The sequence below is a fragment of the Lysinibacillus sphaericus genome (genome assembly GCF_001629735.1).
GTDB lineage: Bacteria > Bacillota > Bacilli > Bacillales_A > Planococcaceae > Lysinibacillus > Lysinibacillus pinottii.
In genome coordinates this window covers 465,608-484,801 of record NZ_CP015224.1, presented here as the reverse complement: position 1 = coordinate 484,801, position 19,194 = coordinate 465,608, and the positions used below count along the sequence as shown (strand labels likewise).

20 protein-coding genes and 1 riboswitch are annotated in these 19,194 nt (G+C 37.2%); of the genes, 3 read left to right on the top strand and 17 right to left on the bottom strand.

From position 1 onward, the window contains the following. Positions 1 to 53 precede the first annotated feature (53 nt). Positions 54 to 527 carry a YbaK/EbsC family protein gene (locus A2J09_RS02290; protein ID WP_012293435.1) on the top strand — a complete coding sequence of 158 codons (474 nt, stop codon included), beginning with the start codon at positions 54 to 56 and terminating at the stop codon, positions 525 to 527. A gap of 74 nt (positions 528 to 601) precedes the next feature. On the opposite strand, the gene A2J09_RS02285 is transcribed toward A2J09_RS02290, so the two are convergent. Continuing rightward, positions 602 to 1,651 carry a DUF418 domain-containing protein gene (locus tag A2J09_RS02285; RefSeq protein ID WP_012293434.1) on the bottom strand — a complete coding sequence of 350 codons (1,050 nt, stop codon included), beginning with the start codon at positions 1,649 to 1,651 and terminating at the stop codon, positions 602 to 604. A 183-nt stretch (positions 1,652 to 1,834) separates the two neighbouring features. Between A2J09_RS02285 and A2J09_RS22720 the strand changes: the two genes are divergently transcribed. Further along, positions 1,835 to 2,098, top strand: coding sequence for a Parvovirus coat protein VP1-like protein (locus A2J09_RS22720; RefSeq protein ID WP_080695175.1), 264 nt, complete (start codon positions 1,835 to 1,837; stop codon positions 2,096 to 2,098). A gap of 9 nt (positions 2,099 to 2,107) precedes the next feature. Here the strand turns inward: A2J09_RS22720 and A2J09_RS02280 are convergent, their stop codons facing one another. Further along, on the bottom strand, positions 2,108 to 2,905 hold the full coding sequence (locus A2J09_RS02280) for a GNAT family N-acetyltransferase (RefSeq protein WP_012293433.1): 798 nt from the start codon (positions 2,903 to 2,905) through the stop codon (positions 2,108 to 2,110). Between the two features lie 135 nt (positions 2,906 to 3,040). Between A2J09_RS02280 and A2J09_RS02275 the strand changes: the two genes are divergently transcribed. Continuing rightward, positions 3,041 to 3,547 carry a GNAT family N-acetyltransferase gene (locus tag A2J09_RS02275; protein ID WP_036161024.1) on the top strand — a complete coding sequence of 169 codons (507 nt, stop codon included), beginning with the start codon at positions 3,041 to 3,043 and terminating at the stop codon, positions 3,545 to 3,547. A 45-nt stretch (positions 3,548 to 3,592) separates the two neighbouring features. On the opposite strand, the gene A2J09_RS24035 is transcribed toward A2J09_RS02275, so the two are convergent. The 15 genes from A2J09_RS24035 to A2J09_RS02205 form a co-directional block, all read right to left on the bottom strand. Continuing rightward, positions 3,593 to 3,763 (bottom strand): hypothetical protein, encoded by a 171-nt coding sequence (locus A2J09_RS24035; protein ID WP_012293431.1) that lies wholly within the window; start codon positions 3,761 to 3,763, stop codon positions 3,593 to 3,595. A 9-nt stretch (positions 3,764 to 3,772) separates the two neighbouring features. Further along, entirely contained in the window at positions 3,773 to 4,078 is a 306-nt protein-coding gene (locus A2J09_RS24030) for a pyridoxamine 5'-phosphate oxidase family protein (protein ID WP_227256916.1), read from the bottom strand. 178 nt (positions 4,079 to 4,256) lie between these two features. Then, entirely contained in the window at positions 4,257 to 5,120 is an 864-nt protein-coding gene (locus A2J09_RS02265) for an AraC family transcriptional regulator (RefSeq protein ID WP_012293429.1), read from the bottom strand. Between the two features lie 590 nt (positions 5,121 to 5,710). After that, positions 5,711 to 5,908 (bottom strand): hypothetical protein, encoded by a 198-nt coding sequence (locus tag A2J09_RS02260; protein WP_031419126.1) that lies wholly within the window; start codon positions 5,906 to 5,908, stop codon positions 5,711 to 5,713. A gap of 87 nt (positions 5,909 to 5,995) precedes the next feature. Then, positions 5,996 to 7,330, bottom strand: coding sequence for a type I glutamate--ammonia ligase (gene glnA, locus A2J09_RS02255; RefSeq protein ID WP_036161021.1), 1,335 nt, complete (start codon positions 7,328 to 7,330; stop codon positions 5,996 to 5,998). 200 nt (positions 7,331 to 7,530) lie between these two features. Beyond that, a complete protein-coding gene (locus tag A2J09_RS02250) occupies positions 7,531 to 8,877 on the bottom strand; it encodes a sodium-dependent transporter (RefSeq protein ID WP_036161017.1) in 1,347 nt (448 codons plus the stop codon). Positions 8,878 to 9,060: 183 nt separating this feature from the next. Beyond that, positions 9,061 to 9,648 (bottom strand): ECF transporter S component, encoded by a 588-nt coding sequence (locus tag A2J09_RS02245; RefSeq protein WP_031419122.1) that lies wholly within the window; start codon positions 9,646 to 9,648, stop codon positions 9,061 to 9,063. Between the two features lie 219 nt (positions 9,649 to 9,867). Then, positions 9,868 to 10,055: riboswitch (FMN riboswitch) on the bottom strand. 153 nt (positions 10,056 to 10,208) lie between these two features. After that, a complete protein-coding gene (locus A2J09_RS02240) occupies positions 10,209 to 11,492 on the bottom strand; it encodes a hypothetical protein (protein ID WP_012293424.1) in 1,284 nt (427 codons plus the stop codon). Then, complete coding sequence (sigX, locus tag A2J09_RS02235) at positions 11,489 to 12,022, bottom strand: RNA polymerase sigma factor SigX (RefSeq protein ID WP_031419120.1); 534 nt, start codon at positions 12,020 to 12,022, stop codon at positions 11,489 to 11,491. Before sigX ends, A2J09_RS02240 begins: the two co-directional genes overlap by 4 nt. Positions 12,023 to 12,101: 79 nt before the next feature. Further along, positions 12,102 to 13,877: an ATP-binding protein gene (locus A2J09_RS02230; RefSeq protein WP_031419119.1), complete on the bottom strand. Its 1,776-nt coding sequence runs from the start codon at positions 13,875 to 13,877 to the stop codon at positions 12,102 to 12,104. Beyond that, complete coding sequence (locus A2J09_RS02225) at positions 13,870 to 14,586, bottom strand: response regulator transcription factor (protein ID WP_004232215.1); 717 nt, start codon at positions 14,584 to 14,586, stop codon at positions 13,870 to 13,872. Before A2J09_RS02225 ends, A2J09_RS02230 begins: the two co-directional genes overlap by 8 nt. Before the next feature lie 115 nt (positions 14,587 to 14,701). After that, entirely contained in the window at positions 14,702 to 15,883 is a 1,182-nt protein-coding gene (gene ccsB / locus A2J09_RS02220; protein ID WP_012293421.1) for a c-type cytochrome biogenesis protein CcsB, read from the bottom strand. Then, positions 15,880 to 17,556, bottom strand: a complete 1,677-nt coding sequence (resB, locus tag A2J09_RS02215; protein ID WP_036161013.1) for a cytochrome c biogenesis protein ResB — start codon at positions 17,554 to 17,556, stop codon at positions 15,880 to 15,882. The genes ccsB and resB overlap by 4 nt, the downstream gene beginning before the upstream one ends. A 13-nt stretch (positions 17,557 to 17,569) precedes the next feature. Beyond that, positions 17,570 to 18,103, bottom strand: coding sequence for a thiol-disulfide oxidoreductase ResA (gene resA, locus A2J09_RS02210; RefSeq protein WP_012293419.1), 534 nt, complete (start codon positions 18,101 to 18,103; stop codon positions 17,570 to 17,572). Between the two features lie 327 nt (positions 18,104 to 18,430). Next, positions 18,431 to 19,162: a pseudouridine synthase gene (locus tag A2J09_RS02205; protein WP_012293418.1), complete on the bottom strand. Its 732-nt coding sequence runs from the start codon at positions 19,160 to 19,162 to the stop codon at positions 18,431 to 18,433. Between the last annotated feature and the right edge of the window lie 32 nt (positions 19,163 to 19,194).

The window sequence follows — 19,194 nt, the reverse complement described above, 5'->3', positions numbered from 1 at the left end:
AGTAGGGGAAAATTCGCCAAGGCACAACTGGACGGATTAGGAGGATTGTACATATGGCAATAGAAAAAGCACGGAATCATTTAGCCCAATGGCATGTGGAACACAAAATACAAGAATTAGAAGAGAGCTCTGCCACCGTTGAATTAGCAGCACTGGCACTTGGCTGTGAGCCTGCCCGCATAGCAAAATCTTTATCCTTTCTTGTCAATGATAGCGCTATACTAATTGTGGCAGCCGGAGATGCAAAAATCGATAATGCCAAATATAAAGCAGTTTTTGGAACAAAGGCAAAGATGCTAGGTAAAGATAATGTCGAAGCTATGATAGGTCACGATGTCGGTGGAGTTTGTCCCTTTGGCGTTAATGAAGGAGTTGTTATTTATTTAGATGAATCCCTTAAACGGTTTACAACGGTATTTCCTGCATGTGGTAGTAGCAATTCTGCGATAGAGGTCACGATTTCCGAGCTAGAAACCTATACACCGTATGAAGAATGGATTGATGTCTGTAAGGGCTGGAAGGATTAGACAAATAAAAATCGGTAAGACTTTTCAACAGTCTCACCGATTTTTGTTATTTCCCTTATTAATTTATAGAGCTTTTACGATGTCTTTGTCGAAATCTTTTTACCATATGTCATATAGCGCCATAGTTTTTCAAATGGTCCAATTGAAAAGAATTTGAACCAAATCATACTAAAGATAATTTGAATGGCAAAAATAATACATGCGATTACTACAATATCTGATGGTGAAACGACTTCTAAGCCCATTAGTGAGATAATTGCCGTGCCAATAAAGCTTTGGGCTAAATAGTTGGTAAATGCCATTTGTCCCACTCGTCCAATCGGCTGAAGCATTTTCACAATAGGACGATTTTCCAAAATTATAAATAAACAAGCTAAATAAAAATATGTTGTCGGAACTACTCCTAAACCAATAATAGATTGTAGCTGTTGGTCATCTGCTTGTGATGCAAACCATATCCACAATGAAAAACCAATAAAGAATGGGCCTGTAACAAAAAGCAGCCATTTTATTTTTTGAATATGTGCCCCAATATGACCAATCCAACCAGCTTTTGCTACTAAAAATCCGCTTAAAAACATGATGAATATAGCGATAGCATCATTGCCTAAAAGTCCTGAAATAGTGGACATTACAGCATGAGTCGGCATATACATTTGACCTAATATAGCAAGAATATGAAGTGTGATGATTGTAAAAAGCCATTTACAAATTGTTGAAATTTTCGCAGAGTAAAATGGTAGCAATAAAAATCCAATGACTGCATAAATGGCTAAAATCGAACCCCAAAACAAGAAAATATGAATGATACCGATTATCAATAATGCAAATAAACGTCTTGCAAAGCGCCATTTTGGTTTATCCCCACGTGCTTCTGCCCGGGAAGCAAAAATATAAAAGCCAACACCGAATAGGAAGGAAAAGATTGAAAAGAATTTCTTTTCAATAAAAATATCAATAAGTGAATCGATCACTCCATTGATGCCACTATAATCAGGTATAGGTCCGCCTTCTATAATGACCTGATAGGCGCCTACATTAATAAATAAAATGCCAAATAAAGCTAATCCTCGAATAATATCCAAGGAAAGAATTCGTTCTTTTTTTGTAACGGATGGATTCATGTTCAACTAACTCCTTATCTTTTATGCTATAGCTAGCATAACTCTTCATCCTTACAGCTATTTTTTTTAAAGCTTACAGGAACCTTACAAATCAAAAGATTAACTTAATAGTTTTTTATCCGATTCTCTCGAAAAAAATAACATACTTTATAGTAAGAACATAGCAGAAGAGAGGTTTCTCCCATGAAAAGAAATCGTAAATTTGGTTTTTGTTATCCTGGCTATCGATACTGCGGACCTGGTTGCTCGGGACCAGGTGAGCCCACGAATGCGGTGGATAGCTGCTGTAAACTACATGATGAATGTTATGATCGTTACGGTAGCATAAGATATTGTGATGAACTGTTTCAGCAATGCCTCAGACCTCACATGCATACACCCAATAAGATGGCGAGAGATGCTAGACTATTTTATCAAGTATTCGAACTACGCAATCGTTTCTTTTAACAACAAAGCTCACGGTGTTTTGAAAACAACGTGGGCTATTTTTCTTGTATAAATCGCATATTTTAGTGGATCGGTAAAGCCCAGCTTCGTACCTAAGTAAATGGATGCTTTATTTGTAACATCACAATCCCAACAAGGCTTTAGCTCGTTGGCCAAACAATGATTGATAAATGTTGTCGCCATCAAACTAGCCAATCCCTGACCTCTAAAATTCGAATCTGTCATAATATCAATTTCCGCATATTCGTTTGATGTAAAAATAGAGACAGCTTCACTAATGATTTGCTCTTTATGTAGTAAACAAAAACCAAATCCATTTGTCAGGAAATTAGCTGTAGAATCCCAATATTCATCATAGTAAGCATGGGTGAACTCCATCGCTTTTTTTATATGATGTCGAGTAATTGACATCACCTCAAAATTCGATACTTTTTGCTCATCTCTACCATCATACAAGCTTTTATTAAATGTAAATGTATAGCGTTCTAGTTTTCTTAGCTGTCCTTTTAGCAGTTGTTCAATTTTAGTATTCCATTGCTCTGAATATGAAAATAAGGTAAAACGCTCCCCTTGCTTTATAGATTGCTCGAGACAGGCGGAAAGCTGACAATCAATTTCACTAGTAGTTGAATTACCATACACAAAATAAATTCCTGATTTTGTATGTATTAATAGCGTTTGAAATAAAGTTGTATCTGTATAAACTGTTCCTTCTATTAATTGATCGAGAACACTATAAACAAATGTTGGAGCCCTTTTAATATTTCGTTTAATGCTCGGATAATGATTAACTGTAACTTTTATCACGATGTTTCCCCCTTTTTATTGGCATTATGTACCTTATCTTCTATAATAAAATATAGATTTATTTGAAGGGACTGAATTATGCACAGATAGCAATATTTTTCATCCAACATCATTAAAATTTTGGAGGTAAAAGTATTGATTGAATGTATGAACACGGAAAGATTATTATTACGAAAAGTAGCTAATGCTGACGCTAAAAGTTTATGGTCGATTTGGTCAGATCCTTCTGTGACGAAATTTATGAATATCTCAAGCTTTACACACGAAGAACAGGCGCTAGACATGATTGAATTACTAAATCAATTAGCTAATGAACATCGTGCCATTCGCTATTCCATCATTGAATTGACAAGTAATCATATCATTGGCTCCTGTGGATTTCATAACGTGGATTACGATAATGCTACCGCAGAAATTGGCTATGACTTGGCGAAGACTCATTGGGGCAAAGGCTACGCCACAGAAGGTATCATCGCTTTAATCCATGTAGCTTTTACACATTTGGACATGTCGACAATTATAGCAAAGGTCGATGCGGCGAATATCAATTCCATCAGAGTCTTACAGAAATTGAATTTTATTTTGCAGGGCTACGATAGCACTGAAAAAAATTTACAAGTATATGTACTATGTAAAGAGTAATATAAAAAGCTAAGAATGGTTATCTAATCATTCTTAGCTTTTTGCTTAGTGATACATGCCGTGATTAATTTTCCCCGTTAACTTTTCTATTTGTACTTTGAATAATTCTATTTTAGGCATAATTGGATAGCCCTCTTTTTCAAATATCCATTCAGGATTACCATACTTCTCTAAAAGCGCATCAAAGAACCATTCCTTCTTTGACTCCTCTTCCATTCTTACACCTTATCCAAATAGCACTACACTTTGGTAGACAAGTGCAGATTGGTAAGAATATTTTTTCCCTGGGTGTAAATCGCCCATTTCACTTACTTCTATACTGATTTTAGGGTTTTGTTTAATATTGGACCAAAAATGGCTTTCTAGAATATTACCAATATGCAAATAAAGTTTTCCTTCATACACATAAACAAATAGAATTACATAAGGATATCCTTCCTCATCAACTGTCGCAACATACGCGACTTTCCCCATCTTCCAAAATTGCCGCGCTTCATTTTTAGAAATTTCTACACGTTTGTTTTGAATCATACCTCTTATCGTTAACCCCCTCATCAAAATATAGTACGATAAAAATAAAAACGTTAATCTCAAAACATATATTTCATTTACATCTTTATGGTATCTAAAAAAAGAATAGTTTTCCTTTCGCGCATAAGTAAAGCCAAGAATGCACTCGTTTAGCATTCTTGGCTTTATTACTTTAACGCTATTTAATTGGAATCCAAATTTCTGAGTATGAATCGGGGCTATACGCATCCTCTTCTGGGTACACTTCAAGCTCAGCCGTTCCTGCTGGCTCATATGGATTGGAGGGGAACCACTCTGAATATATTTGTTTCCACGTATTTTGCATAGCATCTGGCATTGGCCCGTGCACCTCAAACACAACCCACTTTGATGCAGGTACTTCCATCGTTAATAGATCCTCTCCCACATCACCTACATGATTTGTAGCAATCCAGTAATCAATGAAGCCCTGTTGTCCTTGGTTTGTATTTGGTACACAAACACCTAATACTCCATTGATGTTGCCATTATTTAATTGATATAGCTGATGATCGAAGCCACTCTCATTGATTTCCTGCCAAAACAATGGAATTTCCCGAGTGTTTTCTCCGTCTTGGCAATTGTACGTTCTTTTCACCCCAACAACTTGAAACTTATCTTTTTCTACGATTTTATACTTCATTGGTTCTGCTCCCTTCAAGCTTACCTGAATCACCAGGCGATTGTATGATTTTAGTGGTCCTTGCCTCTTTCTCGCTTCACTCGGCGTTACATAATGCTGTTTACGAAACGCTTTTGTAAAAGCTTCAGGAGTTTCATAGCCATACTTGTAGGCGAGATCGATTATTTTTTGATCTGTATCCATTAATTCCTGAGCCGCTAATGTTAATCTCCTCCGTCGTAGATAATCCGCAATGGACATATCCGTTAAAATCGCAAACGTTCGCTGAAAATGGAAGACAGATGAATTAACCTCCTGTGCAATCTGTTCAATCGTTATGTTTTCTAATAAATGATCTTCCATAAAATTAATGGCTTTTTGAATCGACTCAATCCAACTCATTGCTCTCACTCCCTGATACCATCTTAAAATAGTTAATGCTTTCCAGCCTGTCTTTTTATGCTAACTTTGGACAGGTATGTGTAGAAGCAGTTTTTCATCACTAACACTCCTTCTATTTTCGTTACTTTACATACGATTTTCGCCTTTCTCCACTAAAATCCATTGTACTAACTATCGAAAAACAACCATTATATTTATAATAACGGACAAGGCCTTTATTTGTCCTTAAATCAAGGAGTGTCATCATCGTATCTTACCAAATGAGGAAGAAAAGAATTCAGATGAAAAGGGGGCAATGGGAAATTTCCAAGCATGTTGTAATCATGAAGTATACGAAGAATTAGGCTACAGGTAGTATCGATGATAAATCTAATGCAGCTGTAGAAGTCTGTTACTTTGAAGCCATCATAATTGGCGGACAAATGACCCTTCTTAATCTTGAATAAATTAATGTATGATATTGCATGGAAATCTAAAGATGAGGTCGCACTACTACCATTAACATTCCTAAAAGATCGACCATTTCTCTTATGTTTATGTCAATAAAAAAAGTCACGCCTCTCGACATGACCGATTTTTTTCATATAAAATTATTGGCTGTTCTCTTCTTGATGCTGATAAATAATTAAGGCAGAATGGATGACCGTCTGTTCGCCGATATAGAGGGTATTGTACTTGATATCAAGTATGAAAAAGTAACTCAAATCTAATAAAGCCCGATTAATATCATGTTCAAATTGCACAATATCGTTGTTTTGGATTGTCACAACTTGAGTCGTTTGTGTCATTGCCCACACCCCTTTTCTTTCATGATAGTTCAAAAGGGTATCAAAGTCAGTAAAAAAATATTGGAGCAAAATAAGCTCCAATATTTTTTAGTACATCGTTAAATATTCCTCACGCTCCCAGTTATGGACCCGTGTACGGTATTTATCCCATTCTATTTCTTTGGCTCTATTAAACTTTTCATAAATATGATCACTTAGAGCTTCTCGTACAACTGCATCCATTTCTAATTCAATTAATGCGTGTTCCAATGAAGATGGTAGACTATCAATACCATTTAATTCACGCTCTGGACCTTTCATTTTATAAATATTTCGATCTACCGCTGCTGGAGGCGTTAAATCTTTCCGTATGCCGTCAAGTCCAGATGCTAAGATTACAGCCATTGCTAAATAAGGATTTGCTGCAGGATCAACTGAACGTAACTCAATACGTGTTGATAATCCTCGAGCTGCTGGAATACGAATAAGTGGCGAACGGTTTTGAGCAGACCATGCAACATAGCATGGGGCCTCATAGCCTGGAACTAATCGTTTATAAGAATTAACCAGTGGATTCGTGATAGCAGTAAAGCCATGTACATGCTGGATAATACCTGCCATAAAGCTACGAGCTGTTGCGCTTAATTGAAGTTCTGCGTGTTCGTCATAGAAGGCATTTTTATCCCCTTCAAATAACGATAGGTTAAAATGCATGCCAGAGCCGTTAACTCCAAATAGTGGCTTAGGCATAAATGTTGCATGTAGCCCATGCTGTGCAGCAATCGTTTTTACGACTAATTTAAATGTTTGAATATTATCGCATGCTTCGATGGCGCTAGCATATTTAAAGTCAATTTCATGCTGTCCAGGTGCAACTTCATGGTGAGAAGCTTCAATTTCAAAGCCCATCCCCTCTAGTTCTAAAACAATATCACGGCGACAATTCTCCCCTAAATCTGTCGGAGCTAAGTCAAAATATCCTCCGCTGTCATTTAGTTCAAGTGTCGGATGCCCTTTTTCATCCAGCTTGAAAAGGAAAAATTCTGGCTCTGGTCCCAAGTTAAAGGAAGTGAAGCCTAACTCCTCCATTTCCTTTAAAACGCGCTTCAAATTAGATCGTGGATCCCCTTCAAAAGGTGTTCCATCTGGTCTTGCAATATCGCAAATAAAGCGTGCCACCTTACCTTTTTCAGCTGTCCAAGGAAAAATTACAAATGTATTAAAGTCTGGTCTTAAATACATATCTGATTCCTCTATACGTACAAAACCTTCAATCGAAGAACCATCAAACATGACTTTATTGTCTAATGCCTTTTCTAATTGGCTCACAGGTATCTCTACATTTTTAATCGTACCTAATATATCAGTAAATTGTAGGCGAATAAACTTCACATTTTCTTCCTTCACTCGGCGTATAATACCTTCTTTTGTATAATGTTTCATTTTCCACCACTCCAATGTAAATTTAATTAACACAACTTTTTTATGACTGTTTTAAAAATACATCATTTTTTAAAATTTAGCAACATTCATGTAAGGTTTTATAACATCGTTTTTTTAGAATATATTCATCTTGATTTTCGATACATAAAAAAAGGTATACCCATTAACTAAATGGATACACCTAATTTATATTTTATTTTTTAATATTGTAAAAGCATATTAACGAACACTACCAGAATGACAACAGGTACTATAATCAACATTAACAATCTGTAGGCTGAATAATATCCCTGTCCCATATGACTTCCCATTAACAGTTCTCTTCTTACAAATTCCTTATCCACTACATAGGCAATAAAAATAGCAATAAACAAGTTCCCCAATGGTAGCATTAAGTTAGATACTAAAAAGTCAGTTGCATCAAATATGTTCTTTCCAAAAACCGATACATCAGCTAACAAGCTAGAGGAAAGGGATGCTGGAATGGCTGCGAGAAATACGACTACACCAAGACATGAAGTCCATACAAGACGTGTTTTTTGACTATTTTCCATCAATGCCGCTACAATAATCTCGTATAAACTAAACGAAGACGTTAATGTGGCAAATAAGAACAATAATAAAAACATCGCTAAAAATACTTCCCCAAACGGCATCTGGCTAAATGCTGTTGGTAGCACCATAAATAATAAGCCCGGCCCTGCTGCCGGCTCTAAATCAAAAGCAAAAACAACCGGGAAAATGGCTAGTCCGGCTAAAAATGAAACCAGTACCGTCAGCATAACTACGGAGCCTGCCGAATTCGGAAGACTTACATCTTTTTTGAGGTAGGAACTGTATGTAACAAGACAAGAAAATCCTACTGCTAATCCAAAAAATGATTGCCCCAAAGCTTCTAATATAGATTTCCCTGTAATATTCGAGAAATCAGGCCATAAAAAGAATTTTATCCCTTCCATGGCGCCATCTAATGTGACAGCACGTATCACAAGGACAATGAACATAATAAAGAGCAATGGCATCATCCATTTATTTGCCTTTTCAATACCATTTTGGACTCCTAATGAAATAACAAGTACATTTGCTAATGTAAACAAAGCTAAACCTACAAGCGTAATCCAAGGTGTACCAATTATTTTTCCAAATAGCTCTGCAGGATCAATAGCTGGGTCAATGACAGCACCTGTTAATCCTAGCCCACTATAAATAAAAATCCAGCCCCCGACAACGCTATAAAATGTTAGTAATAAAAAACATCCGAGAACACCCATTCGGCCAATCCATGCCCACCCCTGCTTTGTAGGAGCAATTTTTTTATAGGCAGTGATTGCCTCAGACTGCGTACCTCGCCCTAATATATATTCAGATAATAGCATCGGGAGCCCAATTAATAATGTAAATAGCACAAATATTAAGAAAAACGCGCCTCCACCACTTTGCCCAGTTACATACGGGAGCTTCCAAATCGCTCCTAGTCCAATTGCAGCACCCGCTGATGCTAAAATAAATCCTAACTTACTAGACCACTGTCCTTTTTTTCCACTCATCTCTTCAAACTCCTCAAACATTCTAAACTCATCTCTAATTCTACATGAAAATAGAGTTCTCGACTAGGTATTACTAAAAAAGAACTAGTGATATCTCGACAACCTATTACCTTTTTCTATTTTCCTTCCACCATTTCATCTCATAAAAAAACCTCGAGTTCTTCACTCGAGGTTTAGTACAATTTATTTTGTTATATACATAGAACGCTGGCGGTCAATCCATTTACGCATTGTTGTAAATAATAACGCCATAATACCCGTTAATAAAATTCCTTTGACAATATTAAATGGTAAAATACCAGCGACAATCATTTTATATAATGAATCACCTACAACAGGCTCCATACCTAAAAAGTAAGTGTACATTGGTAAAAATACAGCATAGTTTAAAATACTCATTCCTACTGCCATCACAACTGTTCCCGTTGCTAAACCTCCAACAAGACCAGCAATTGTTTTAAAGCGATTAAAAATAAAGCTTACTGGCAATATAAATAAAATACCTGTTACAAAATTAGCCATATGCCCTACGGGAACGCCTGTTGGAGTGCCTGAGAAAATCCAATCCAACACATTTTTAAACAACTCTACTAAAATACCAGCTACAGGTCCCATCGTGATTGCTGCAAGTAAGGCAGGCATATCACTGAAATCCACTTCTAAAAATGCTGGGAATGGTGGAATTGGGAAATTAAAAAGCATTAATAAAAACGAAATACTGCTCAGCATGCCAATCGTAATAAACGATTGAAGTTTGACATTTTTCTTCATAGAAAGCTCTCTCCTCTTTGCTGATTCAATCTCGCAAGAAGAAAGGTGACGATCTTTCAATTGTTTCATGAAAAAACCCTTATGCGTTTAATAAAGCATAAGGGAGAAAGGCATAACGAATAAACGTCCTCATCAACTAATTTTTGAGCACCGTTAAATAAACCATACAAAAAAGCGCTCGGTCATAGTTTATTTCATGACAATGAATGACGATCGTACCTTCATCTTCTCCCATCCAGACTTTAACTGTCGGCCTTGGAATTCCACCAAGTCAGCCATGCGAAAATTCGCACAGGTCGCGGGCTGAAGAGTTAAAAATAAATCAATCGAGCTAATGAATAAATTCACTAGCGATTTACCACTCTATTACCGCCGGTCGGGATTTTCACCCTGCCCCGAAGATGAATCATATTATTTTATACTACAGCTTTACTATAATGAATTATGAAGTAAAAGTAAATAGTTCTGCTCAAAAAAATCCGATTAAATTGCTATGTTTTATAAACAGTAAAGGCATTCCCGCTATATGGGAATGCCTCTCTTTTTTATTCTTCTTTCGACTATGGTAAAAATTGTTTATTTGGTCCCACTGGCTTTGGTAAATAACCCTTCAAATCAAACCCTTCCCAGCTTTCTTGCACAACATTATCTAAAAGTAGCTGCTGATTAAAGCTAGCAGCAGTCAACATCATGGCCTCAATTAATTGAGTTGCTCGTATTGGTTCCATAGATGTTAAATCAAGCGGAATATCAAAGGTAACAACTACACCTTCCTCTTGTTCTTTGACTGTGTATGTCACATTTTCAGGCACAACGGATGTATAGACATCATCATTTTTATTTTTCATCTGTGTAAGTGCTTCTGTAACTGTCTCAAAAGTTTGACGGAAATCTGGTGATAAATATTCTGCACCATTAGTATCTTGGTACAAGTAATAATTATAACGCTTGGCATTAGTTAAAGACATCGCTTGATTTGGCTCACCTTCTTGAGAAAACTCATAGGGTGTTCCATCTTCATTTTGTATTTCTACTTCGGAATATTCAGAGTCCGAGAAGGTATCTTCCATTGTGCCTTTGTATTCATTAACTGTAGCAGAGGCAACATCATAGTCATTTTCCTTTGGCAAGACATGGATGAGCTTATCATCCTTCTCCTTCAGCTCACCTTTATAAGGATGATACTCTGTAAACCCTTTAGCCTCCTCGTCAATTTGCGGAGCATACTTTTCATACATCCGTAAGGTAGAAGGCTTCTCTCCTCCAAAATCAGTAGCCACACGTTCATTTGGGATAACATACGTCATAGGAACACTTTCCGCATCGCGTCCTGCCAAACCAATACGGAAAACGACAGCATCCTTTACATCCTCCTCGTAGACAGAGGTACGTAAAGATAAAATGCGCTCATGCTCCGCGACAATACTTTTGGAATCCAGCATTTCATCCTGCGTTGCCGCTTCCTTTGCCGCTGAATCCTCTTGCATCGTAGAATACTGAGCTGTTTCAGGCATACTCGCTTGATCTTTTTGTTCACCTTGATTATTCTTCCATACTGTGCCAACGAGTATTGTTAGCACAAAGACTGCGGCTACACTCATAAAAATCTGCATATTACGTACCTTCGATTTTGTCGCAGGCTTTTTAATGATAGGATCTTCCTGTTGAGATGGTTCATCTTCTATAGGTTCTTGCATAGCTTCTTGAAGGTGGATATTATCTTGCAAGCGAGCATCTGCCATTAACCGATTTAATATATCTTCTTTCGAACGGTGGTCAGAAAGCTTAGGGGCATTGTTCAGTACATGTTCAAGCTGCTCATCATCAAATGGCTTATGTGTCATTGCCGTTTCGCCTCCTGTTCTCTGATCGGCTGTAGCTGTTGCCTTAAAAATTTAATGGCTCGATGCTGGGTTGTTTTTACCTTTGCTTCTGTCCAATCAAGTATTTGCGCCGTTTCTGCTATCGATAAATCCTGGAAATAACGCATAATAATGACCATTTTTTGGTCGCCAGTACAGTTTTCTAATACTGACGCTACTTGCATAAATTCATCACTGGCCTGTAGCATTTCCTCCGGTGATGGTGTGTTTGAATGGAGCTGTTCCGTTTCCCAGTCAAAGAAATCAAGCGAATGCTTCTGACGAACAGCTTGCTTTCTAAAATGATCAATCGCAACATTTTTGGCTATTGCAAAAAGCCATGTTTTCTCACTACTATTGCCTGCAAATTGATCATATGAGCGCAATACTCTTACATAAACCTCATGCGCTAAATCCTCAGCAAGTGTACGGTTTTTTACTAGATAGATTAGAAACTGGAACACGTCTTGATGATAGGCATCGTAAAGTCGATGGAACACGGAGTCATTCAATGCACTCCACCCCCGTTCTATATTATTTGTCGTCTTACTTTCGCAGAAGTTACAGCCAACTAATAACAAAACCCTGTTATTAATCGAACGGTAAATAAAATGTGAAGGTTGTACCTTCCTTAAGCACACTATCTACCATAATATTTCCTGAGTGTGCCTTTACAATATTTCGTGCAATGGCTAAGCCAAGTCCCGTACCACCCTTAGATCGAGTACGTGCCTTATCCGCTTTATAAAAGCGTTCAAAGACATAAGGTAAATCATCTTGAGGAATACCATGTCCTGTATCTTGAACAGAAATTTTAGCAAATGTTGGCTCCTTTTCTACTTTTACCGTGACAGACCCCTCATCTGTATGTCTTAATGCATTGTCGACTAAATTCGTGAGTACTTGCTCGATACGATCCTCATCTATATTAATCATAGCGTCGTCATTAAATTCACTATCGAATAGTAGATGAACATGCTTCTCTTTTGCCACCTGTGCAAATTTTTGAGTAATACGTTCAAATGTAGAATTAATCGGTAATTCATCTTTATAGAGCGTCATATGCCCCGATTCCATGCGTGCTAAATCTAATAAATCAGTGACAAGGCGACCCATTCGTTTGGATTCATCATAAATAATTTTTGTAATTTCATTACGTTCTTCCTGATCTTGAATAAAATCATCATCCATCAATGCTTCAGAATAACCTTGAAGCATGGCGATAGGAGTACGCAATTCATGAGAGACGTTCGCAATAAAATCAGATCTAAGTTTTTCTAGGCGATGTTGTTCTGTCATATCACGAATAACCGCGACTGCCCCTCGAATGATTTCTCCACTATAAAGAGGGCTAATTGTAAAAGTATAATAATTTCCATCCATTTCAATTTCCTCTTCTAGCTTATCCTCAAACATGAGTACATGGTCCAGCATATGATAAAGCTCTGGCGGTATTGGTTTAGCACTTTGTGAGCCTTTATTTACAAACCATTTTTGCATTAGACGTTCTGCTGGTGGATTACTTAATAATATTGTACGGTCACGATTAAACGTAATCACTGCATCTGTCATGGATGTCAAAATATTTGATAGCTGTTCATTTTCTTGATTGATAACCTCTAAATTATGCTTTAATTGACGACCCATTTGGTTGAAGGCAACTGCCAGCTGTCCAATTTCATCATTTTGAGTGGTAGGCATTTTTGCTTCAAAATTCCCCTTTGCAATTTCAAATGCCAGTTCACGCATTTTTCTAAGTGGTGAAGTTATACGAGAAGACAAGAAGAACGCAAAAAATGTCGTCAAGACAAATGCTATGAAAGCTGCCAAAAAGACAATTTTCGTCGTTTCCTTGGACGTTTTATGTAGAGCATCGGGGCTCTGATAGATGAAAACTGCTCCATGTACAGCATTTTCTACATTCAAGGGGAAGCCTAGCACTACATAAGATTCCATTTTCTCTGGATCTGTAGAGGAGGGCATCATCATTTCTTTAATAATGGGTTCGTCTGATTGAAAGACTTCACGGAAAGATTTATTCGCCAAAATGGTATCTTGAATTTTCTTTTTATTGACACCCTCTTGCATGGCAAAGGATACCTCTACATGGCTAATTGCAATTAGTGCATTGGTGCCTTTAGGTAAAATATCTTTTAATAGTTCCGAAGTCGATTCAGCTGTTTCATTGTCATCCACTATACTTGCCACAGTGGCAGCCGTTTGACGTAAAGATATTTCTGCTTGCTGCATGTGGTAGTTTTGAAGAAATTCAAGCATTAATACCGTGAAAACAAATAATACAAATGAAACGAGAAGCAATATGGTTACCCATAGCTTCCCGACAACACTATTCCATATTCTATTCATTGACAACCTCAAATTTGTAACCAACGCCCCAAACTGTCACAATCATTTTAGCAGCGTTTTCAGAAACACGGTTGAGCTTTTCGCGTAAACGTTTTACGTGTGTGTCAACTGTACGTAAATCACCAAAGAAATCATAATGCCAAACTTCTTTTAGTAGTTGTTCACGGTCAAATACTTTGTCTGGCGATTTCGCTAAGAAGTAAAGTAATTCATACTCTTTTGGTGTTAAATTAACCTCAATGCCCTCAGCCGTTACACGGTGTGCATCATGATCGATCATCAAATGCTGGAACACCACTAAATCTTTTGAAGAGGATGCATTTGTCGTAGGTGAGAATGCCTGTGAACGACGTAAAATAGCCTTCACACGTAACACAACCTCACGAGGACTAAATGGTTTTACAATATAATCATCTGCTCCTAGTTCGAAGCCTTGAACACGATTAGCTTCCTCACCTTTAGCAGTTAATAAAATAATAGGTGTTGCTGCTCGTTCACGAATTTCTGCACACACTTCTAGCCCATCTTTTTCAGGCATCATAATATCAAGTAAAATACAGTGATATTCTTTTTCTAAAGATTTTTCGATCGCTTGTTCACCATTTTCTGCCTCGTCAACAAGGTAACCTTCTCGCTCCAGATACATTTTTAATAAGCGGCGAATACGATCCTCGTCATCTACTACTAATACTGAAATATTTTCTGACACTTTCACGATCCCTCTCTTCCAATCTTTCTCTAACTTCTATTGTACATGGTGTGACACATATTGAAAAGAAAAGAAAGCCTCTTCGCTACAGCGAAAAGGCTTGTTGTTTCACAGGTTATGCGTAGGAGTGTAAACCTGCAAGAATTAAGTTAACAGCAATTAAGTTAAATAAAATAATGCCGAAACCAATTAATGCTAACCAAGCAGATTTTTGACCTTCCCAGCCTTTTGATAAACGTAAATGTAGGAATGCCGCATAGAATAACCATGTAATAAGAGCCCATACTTCCTTAGGATCCCAACCCCAGAAGCGACTCCAAGCAATTTGCGCCCAAATCATCGCAAAGATTAAAGCGCCTAGGGTGAATACAGGGAAACCAATTAGCACTGAACGATAACCAATTTCATCAAGTAATTGTAAGTTAACACGCTTCACAAGTGGTTGGAAAATAGCACTTATTCGACGACGTGCAATTAAGCGAATTAATAAATAAAATACTGACCCTACTAATAATGACCAGAAGACAGTTGTTAATTTCTTCGCATTAATTAATGCTGGCATTTCTACGATTGGTGACATGCCATGCTCTTCAACCACCTCATACTCATTCATACCGAATACAGGTGGTAAATTGTAAATAATTTTACGTGTAGTTCCTTCTTTATCCACATAATTGTAGCTAGATTCATAATCCATTGCACTGAATGTAGATGTCACAGCGACAAACCCAACAACTACTACAAGACAGTACATAACGGCTTCTAACCAAAATCGCTGTTTAGAAGGCTTCGTTAAATCTACAACCTTTAATAAGTAAATAAGTCCAGCCACAGCACTGATCGCTAAAATAGATTGCCCTAATGCCGCTGTAATTACGTGAATTGTTAACCAATGGCTTTGTAATGAGGGCACTAATGGACTTACTTCTTTCGGGAACATCGAAGCATAAGCGATAATTAAAAGTGCTACTGGTAATGCTACTAATCCAAGTGCAGATAAACGATAAATAAAGTAAATTAAAATAAACGCACCAACAATGAACATACCAAAGGCAGTTGTAAATTCAAACATATTACTTACTGGCGCATGTCCAGTATAAATCCATCGTGTAATAAAGTAGGCAAGCTGTGATACAAATCCAATAATTGTTACCACAATGGCAAGCTTACCCCATTTACCCGTGTTTTTACCCGTAGCATTCCCTTGCTTAATGGAACCACCAAATAATAACGTCGCAACTAAATAAGCAATAAAAGCTACAAATAACAGGTTTCCACTTATGTCAATCAAACTCATAAGGTGTTGTCACCTTCCTTTTCTTTAATGCCACCATCCGTGGACTCTTCGCCAGCCTCTTCTTTCTCTAACTGATCTTTGTACGGAGGCAATGCAGCAAATGCTGTAACAGCATCTAAATCCTTCTTCATGCTGAACATATTTTTATTAACATGGGCAGCCATTAAAACACGGCCATCCGGCTCAACTTGAAGCCATAAACGACGGTGATTCCAGTATGATCCAATTACGACACCAATCATAAAGATAACTCCACCAACAAATAAGATAGGAATTGTACTATCTTTACGGACCGTAATACCTGACATATCACGCATCTCAGCAGCAGCAAATTTCATTCTATATTTATTTTCGCCCAGTGGTTCTAGTGGTGGCTGCATAATTTCCACAAAACTTACTTCGCCTTCTGGTGTTTCTGGCGTAGTCATTTTAAATAAAAATGCCGGATTATTTGGAATCGATGTTTTTGTTTGAGGTTCTCCATTTTCAAAGCCATCAAAATCTGGTGTATAAACTAGAATTTGCACGGAAGACCCATTACCTAAATCATATTCTTTTTTAGGATTTGTTAAATCAATTTCCACTTTACCAAGTGATTTTTCACTCGCCTTATTAATTAATTCAAAATTCATTTGCTTTAATTCATTCAGACGATAATCCATTTGATAAAGAGCGAAGCCATCTTCTTTTAATGGGTGATTGACACGAATCGAATAATCTTTAACTTTTTCTAAATTTTCCGTATCGCCAGGGATTGCATCTTTAGGCTGTTTGTAAAGCGTAATATCAGTTTGGAAGTTTTTAGCAACCACGTTAACACCCTGTTTTACTTGCTCTCCTTGAGGTTCATTATCGTGAGTTTCTAAAATAAAATCTTTGTTTTCAATGAAATAACCGTCCATGCCAGTAATAGCACGTGTCTCTCCCTCGCGGACCCATATTGATTCATCAACATAAAATCCTGGGATAAGACGTAACATAACCCCACTTAAGAAGATAATGAGACCGACATGGTTTATGTACGGACCGTAACGAGAAAAGCGACCTTTTTCAGCTAAGAGAGCGCTACCATCTCGACGAACAGAGTATCTCATTTCAGTCATTTTTTGAGCCACTTTATCAAGCGTCTCCTCTGCGTCAGCCGTTATTTGACCTTCACCAATAATACGTTGACGCTTCATAAAGCTTTCATGTCTTTTAACACGCTGATTCTTTAGTGATTTATAGAGTGGGATTCCTCGGTCTAGACTCGCTACAATAATTGATACAGCTAGCATACCAACTAAAATTTGGAACCACCATGAACTGTATAAATCTGAGAGTCCTAGCGTGTAATAAATTTTACCAAACGTACCATATACGTCAGCGTAATAAGCTCCCTTCTCTATATCAGAGGCTTTTACATAAAACTCTTGTGGTAGTAATGTTCCGATTGAAGCAGCAATTAATGTGATAATAATTAAAGATATACCAACTTTAACACTAGAGAAGAAATTCCAAATTTTGTCGATAATCGATTTGTTATACGTTTTAGAACGAATGGCAGTACCGTCATAACGCATATCAACAACTTTATTTTGCTTCTCTTCTTCCGTTAAAGGACGACCACATTTCTCACAGAGCTTCGTGCCGTAAGGGTTACTATGACCACAAGCACAAATGATTTTTTCCATCGTCATTTACTCCTTATTTCGGCTTCACTAATTCCATGTACGAAGCAATATTTGCATCTGTCATTTCACCAGTAATAATTTTTACGACTTTTCCTTCTGGATCAATTAACACTGTAGCAGGTAGTTGACCTACGTTATAAGCAGTCATAACACTTTTTGTTTTATCGATAACTACCGGGAAAGACAATTTATATCGATCGACAAAATTCTGTACTTCAAAATCCGTTTGAGCGATATTAACCGCTAAAGTTTGTACACCTTGATCTTTAAATATTTGATACTGTCTATCCATCGCAGGCATTTCCTTTTCACATGGCTTACACCAAGTTCCCCAGAAATTTAAAAATACCCCTTGTCCTTTATAATCCGACAATTTATGTTTTTCACCGTCTAAATCTACTAACGTGAAGTCAGGTGCTTCTGAGCCAACTGCTACTAACTCTACTTTTTCCTTTGTTGCTGTTCCATAAACCGTGTACCCGATTGCCAATGCTAATACTGCTAAAATGACCGTTCGTAGTACGAGACGCTTTTTCTTTTTCTCCAAGTTAATAAACCCCCTATCATTTACGACTTTGCGTAAACATTGTAGACATGAAGCTTTTTACATTATAAAGACTTTAGCATAGAACTTTTTCAATTTATAAACGTCTTTACGTATGTAAAAACATCTATGAAAATTGTACGTCAACGATGTGTTAAGCTCTTCTGGCTAAAATGTAACTAGGCGTACTATTCTCACCTATTATAGCAAAATGATACAAAAACACTTAGCTATTAATTATGAATGATTTATGAACGATTTCACCAAAAAGAAAGTGAAAATAGTTTTTATTCCTTTTAAAGTATCCTCACTTTCTTCTGGCAAGTTCTTTTAATCCAGTTTCCCTGTTTCTGCTAACACACGCAATTGCTTGACTTCATGCTTAGACAATTCACGGAATTCACCTGGTGCAAGTCCGTATAAATCTAAAAAGGCAAATCGTTCACGTTTTAATTTGACAACTGGTGTACCAATAGCTTCAAACATACGTCGAACTTGGCGATTACGGCCTTCATGAATCGTAATTTCGCAAATTGCCTTGCCAGCATTTTCGTCAAAGGATGTCATACTTACTTTGGCTGGTGCTGTCTTTCCATCCTCTAATTTAATACCACGTTGAAGCTTTTTCAGACCTTCAATTGTTGGAATGCCTTTGACACGTGCGATATACGTTTTGTCAATTTTAAATTTTGGATGCGTTAACATATAGGAAAATTCTCCATCATTTGTTAATAGCAATAATCCAGATGTATCATAATCAAGACGACCCACTGGGAAAATACGTTGCGGAATATGATGAAATAAATCTGTGACAGTTTTGCGTCCTTTATCATCTGTCACGGCCGAAATAGTGCCACGTGGTTTATAAAGTAAGAAATAAACTTTATCTTCTTTTTCAAGCTTTACGCCTTCCACTTCAATTGTATCTGAGTTAGACACCTTTGTGCCTAATTCACGGACAACTATACCGTTCACTTTTACTTTACCTTCTACTATCAATTGCTCTGCTTTTCGCCTCGAAGCAACACCCGCATAAGCAATGACTTTCTGTAATCTTTCCATTTCTTCACCTCTAGTTTTCTTTCACATTAACA

What these genes read in the sequence shown, in the direction of transcription:
- A2J09_RS24035 (WP_012293431.1), bottom strand. Translation starts at nt 3,763, where the DNA reads ATGGAAGAGGAGTCAAAGAAGGAATGGTTCTTTGATGCGCTTTTAGAG.
- A2J09_RS02285 (WP_012293434.1), bottom strand. Translation starts at nt 1,651, where the DNA reads ATGAATCCATCCGTTACAAAAAAAGAACGAATTCTTTCCTTGGATATT.
- A2J09_RS02240 (WP_012293424.1), bottom strand. Translation starts at nt 11,492, where the DNA reads ATGACACATAAGCCATTTGATGATGAGCAGCTTGAACATGTACTGAAC.
- resB (WP_036161013.1), bottom strand. Translation starts at nt 17,556, where the DNA reads ATGGAAAAAATCATTTGTGCTTGTGGTCATAGTAACCCTTACGGCACG.
- A2J09_RS02265 (WP_012293429.1), bottom strand. Translation starts at nt 5,120, where the DNA reads ATGAGTTGGATTGAGTCGATTCAAAAAGCCATTAATTTTATGGAAGAT.
- A2J09_RS02260 (WP_031419126.1), bottom strand. Translation starts at nt 5,908, where the DNA reads ATGACACAAACGACTCAAGTTGTGACAATCCAAAACAACGATATTGTG.
- A2J09_RS02250 (WP_036161017.1), bottom strand. Translation starts at nt 8,877, where the DNA reads ATGAGTGGAAAAAAAGGACAGTGGTCTAGTAAGTTAGGATTTATTTTA.
- A2J09_RS02230 (WP_031419119.1), bottom strand. Translation starts at nt 13,877, where the DNA reads ATGAATAGAATATGGAATAGTGTTGTCGGGAAGCTATGGGTAACCATA.
- A2J09_RS02290 (WP_012293435.1), top strand. Translation starts at nt 54, where the DNA reads ATGGCAATAGAAAAAGCACGGAATCATTTAGCCCAATGGCATGTGGAA.
- A2J09_RS02245 (WP_031419122.1), bottom strand. Translation starts at nt 9,648, where the DNA reads ATGAAGAAAAATGTCAAACTTCAATCGTTTATTACGATTGGCATGCTG.
- glnA (WP_036161021.1), bottom strand. Translation starts at nt 7,330, where the DNA reads ATGAAACATTATACAAAAGAAGGTATTATACGCCGAGTGAAGGAAGAA.
- A2J09_RS22720 (WP_080695175.1), top strand. Translation starts at nt 1,835, where the DNA reads ATGAAAAGAAATCGTAAATTTGGTTTTTGTTATCCTGGCTATCGATAC.
- ccsB (WP_012293421.1), bottom strand. Translation starts at nt 15,883, where the DNA reads ATGAGTTTGATTGACATAAGTGGAAACCTGTTATTTGTAGCTTTTATT.
- A2J09_RS02205 (WP_012293418.1), bottom strand. Translation starts at nt 19,162, where the DNA reads ATGGAAAGATTACAGAAAGTCATTGCTTATGCGGGTGTTGCTTCGAGG.
- A2J09_RS24030 (WP_227256916.1), bottom strand. Translation starts at nt 4,078, where the DNA reads ATGATTCAAAACAAACGTGTAGAAATTTCTAAAAATGAAGCGCGGCAA.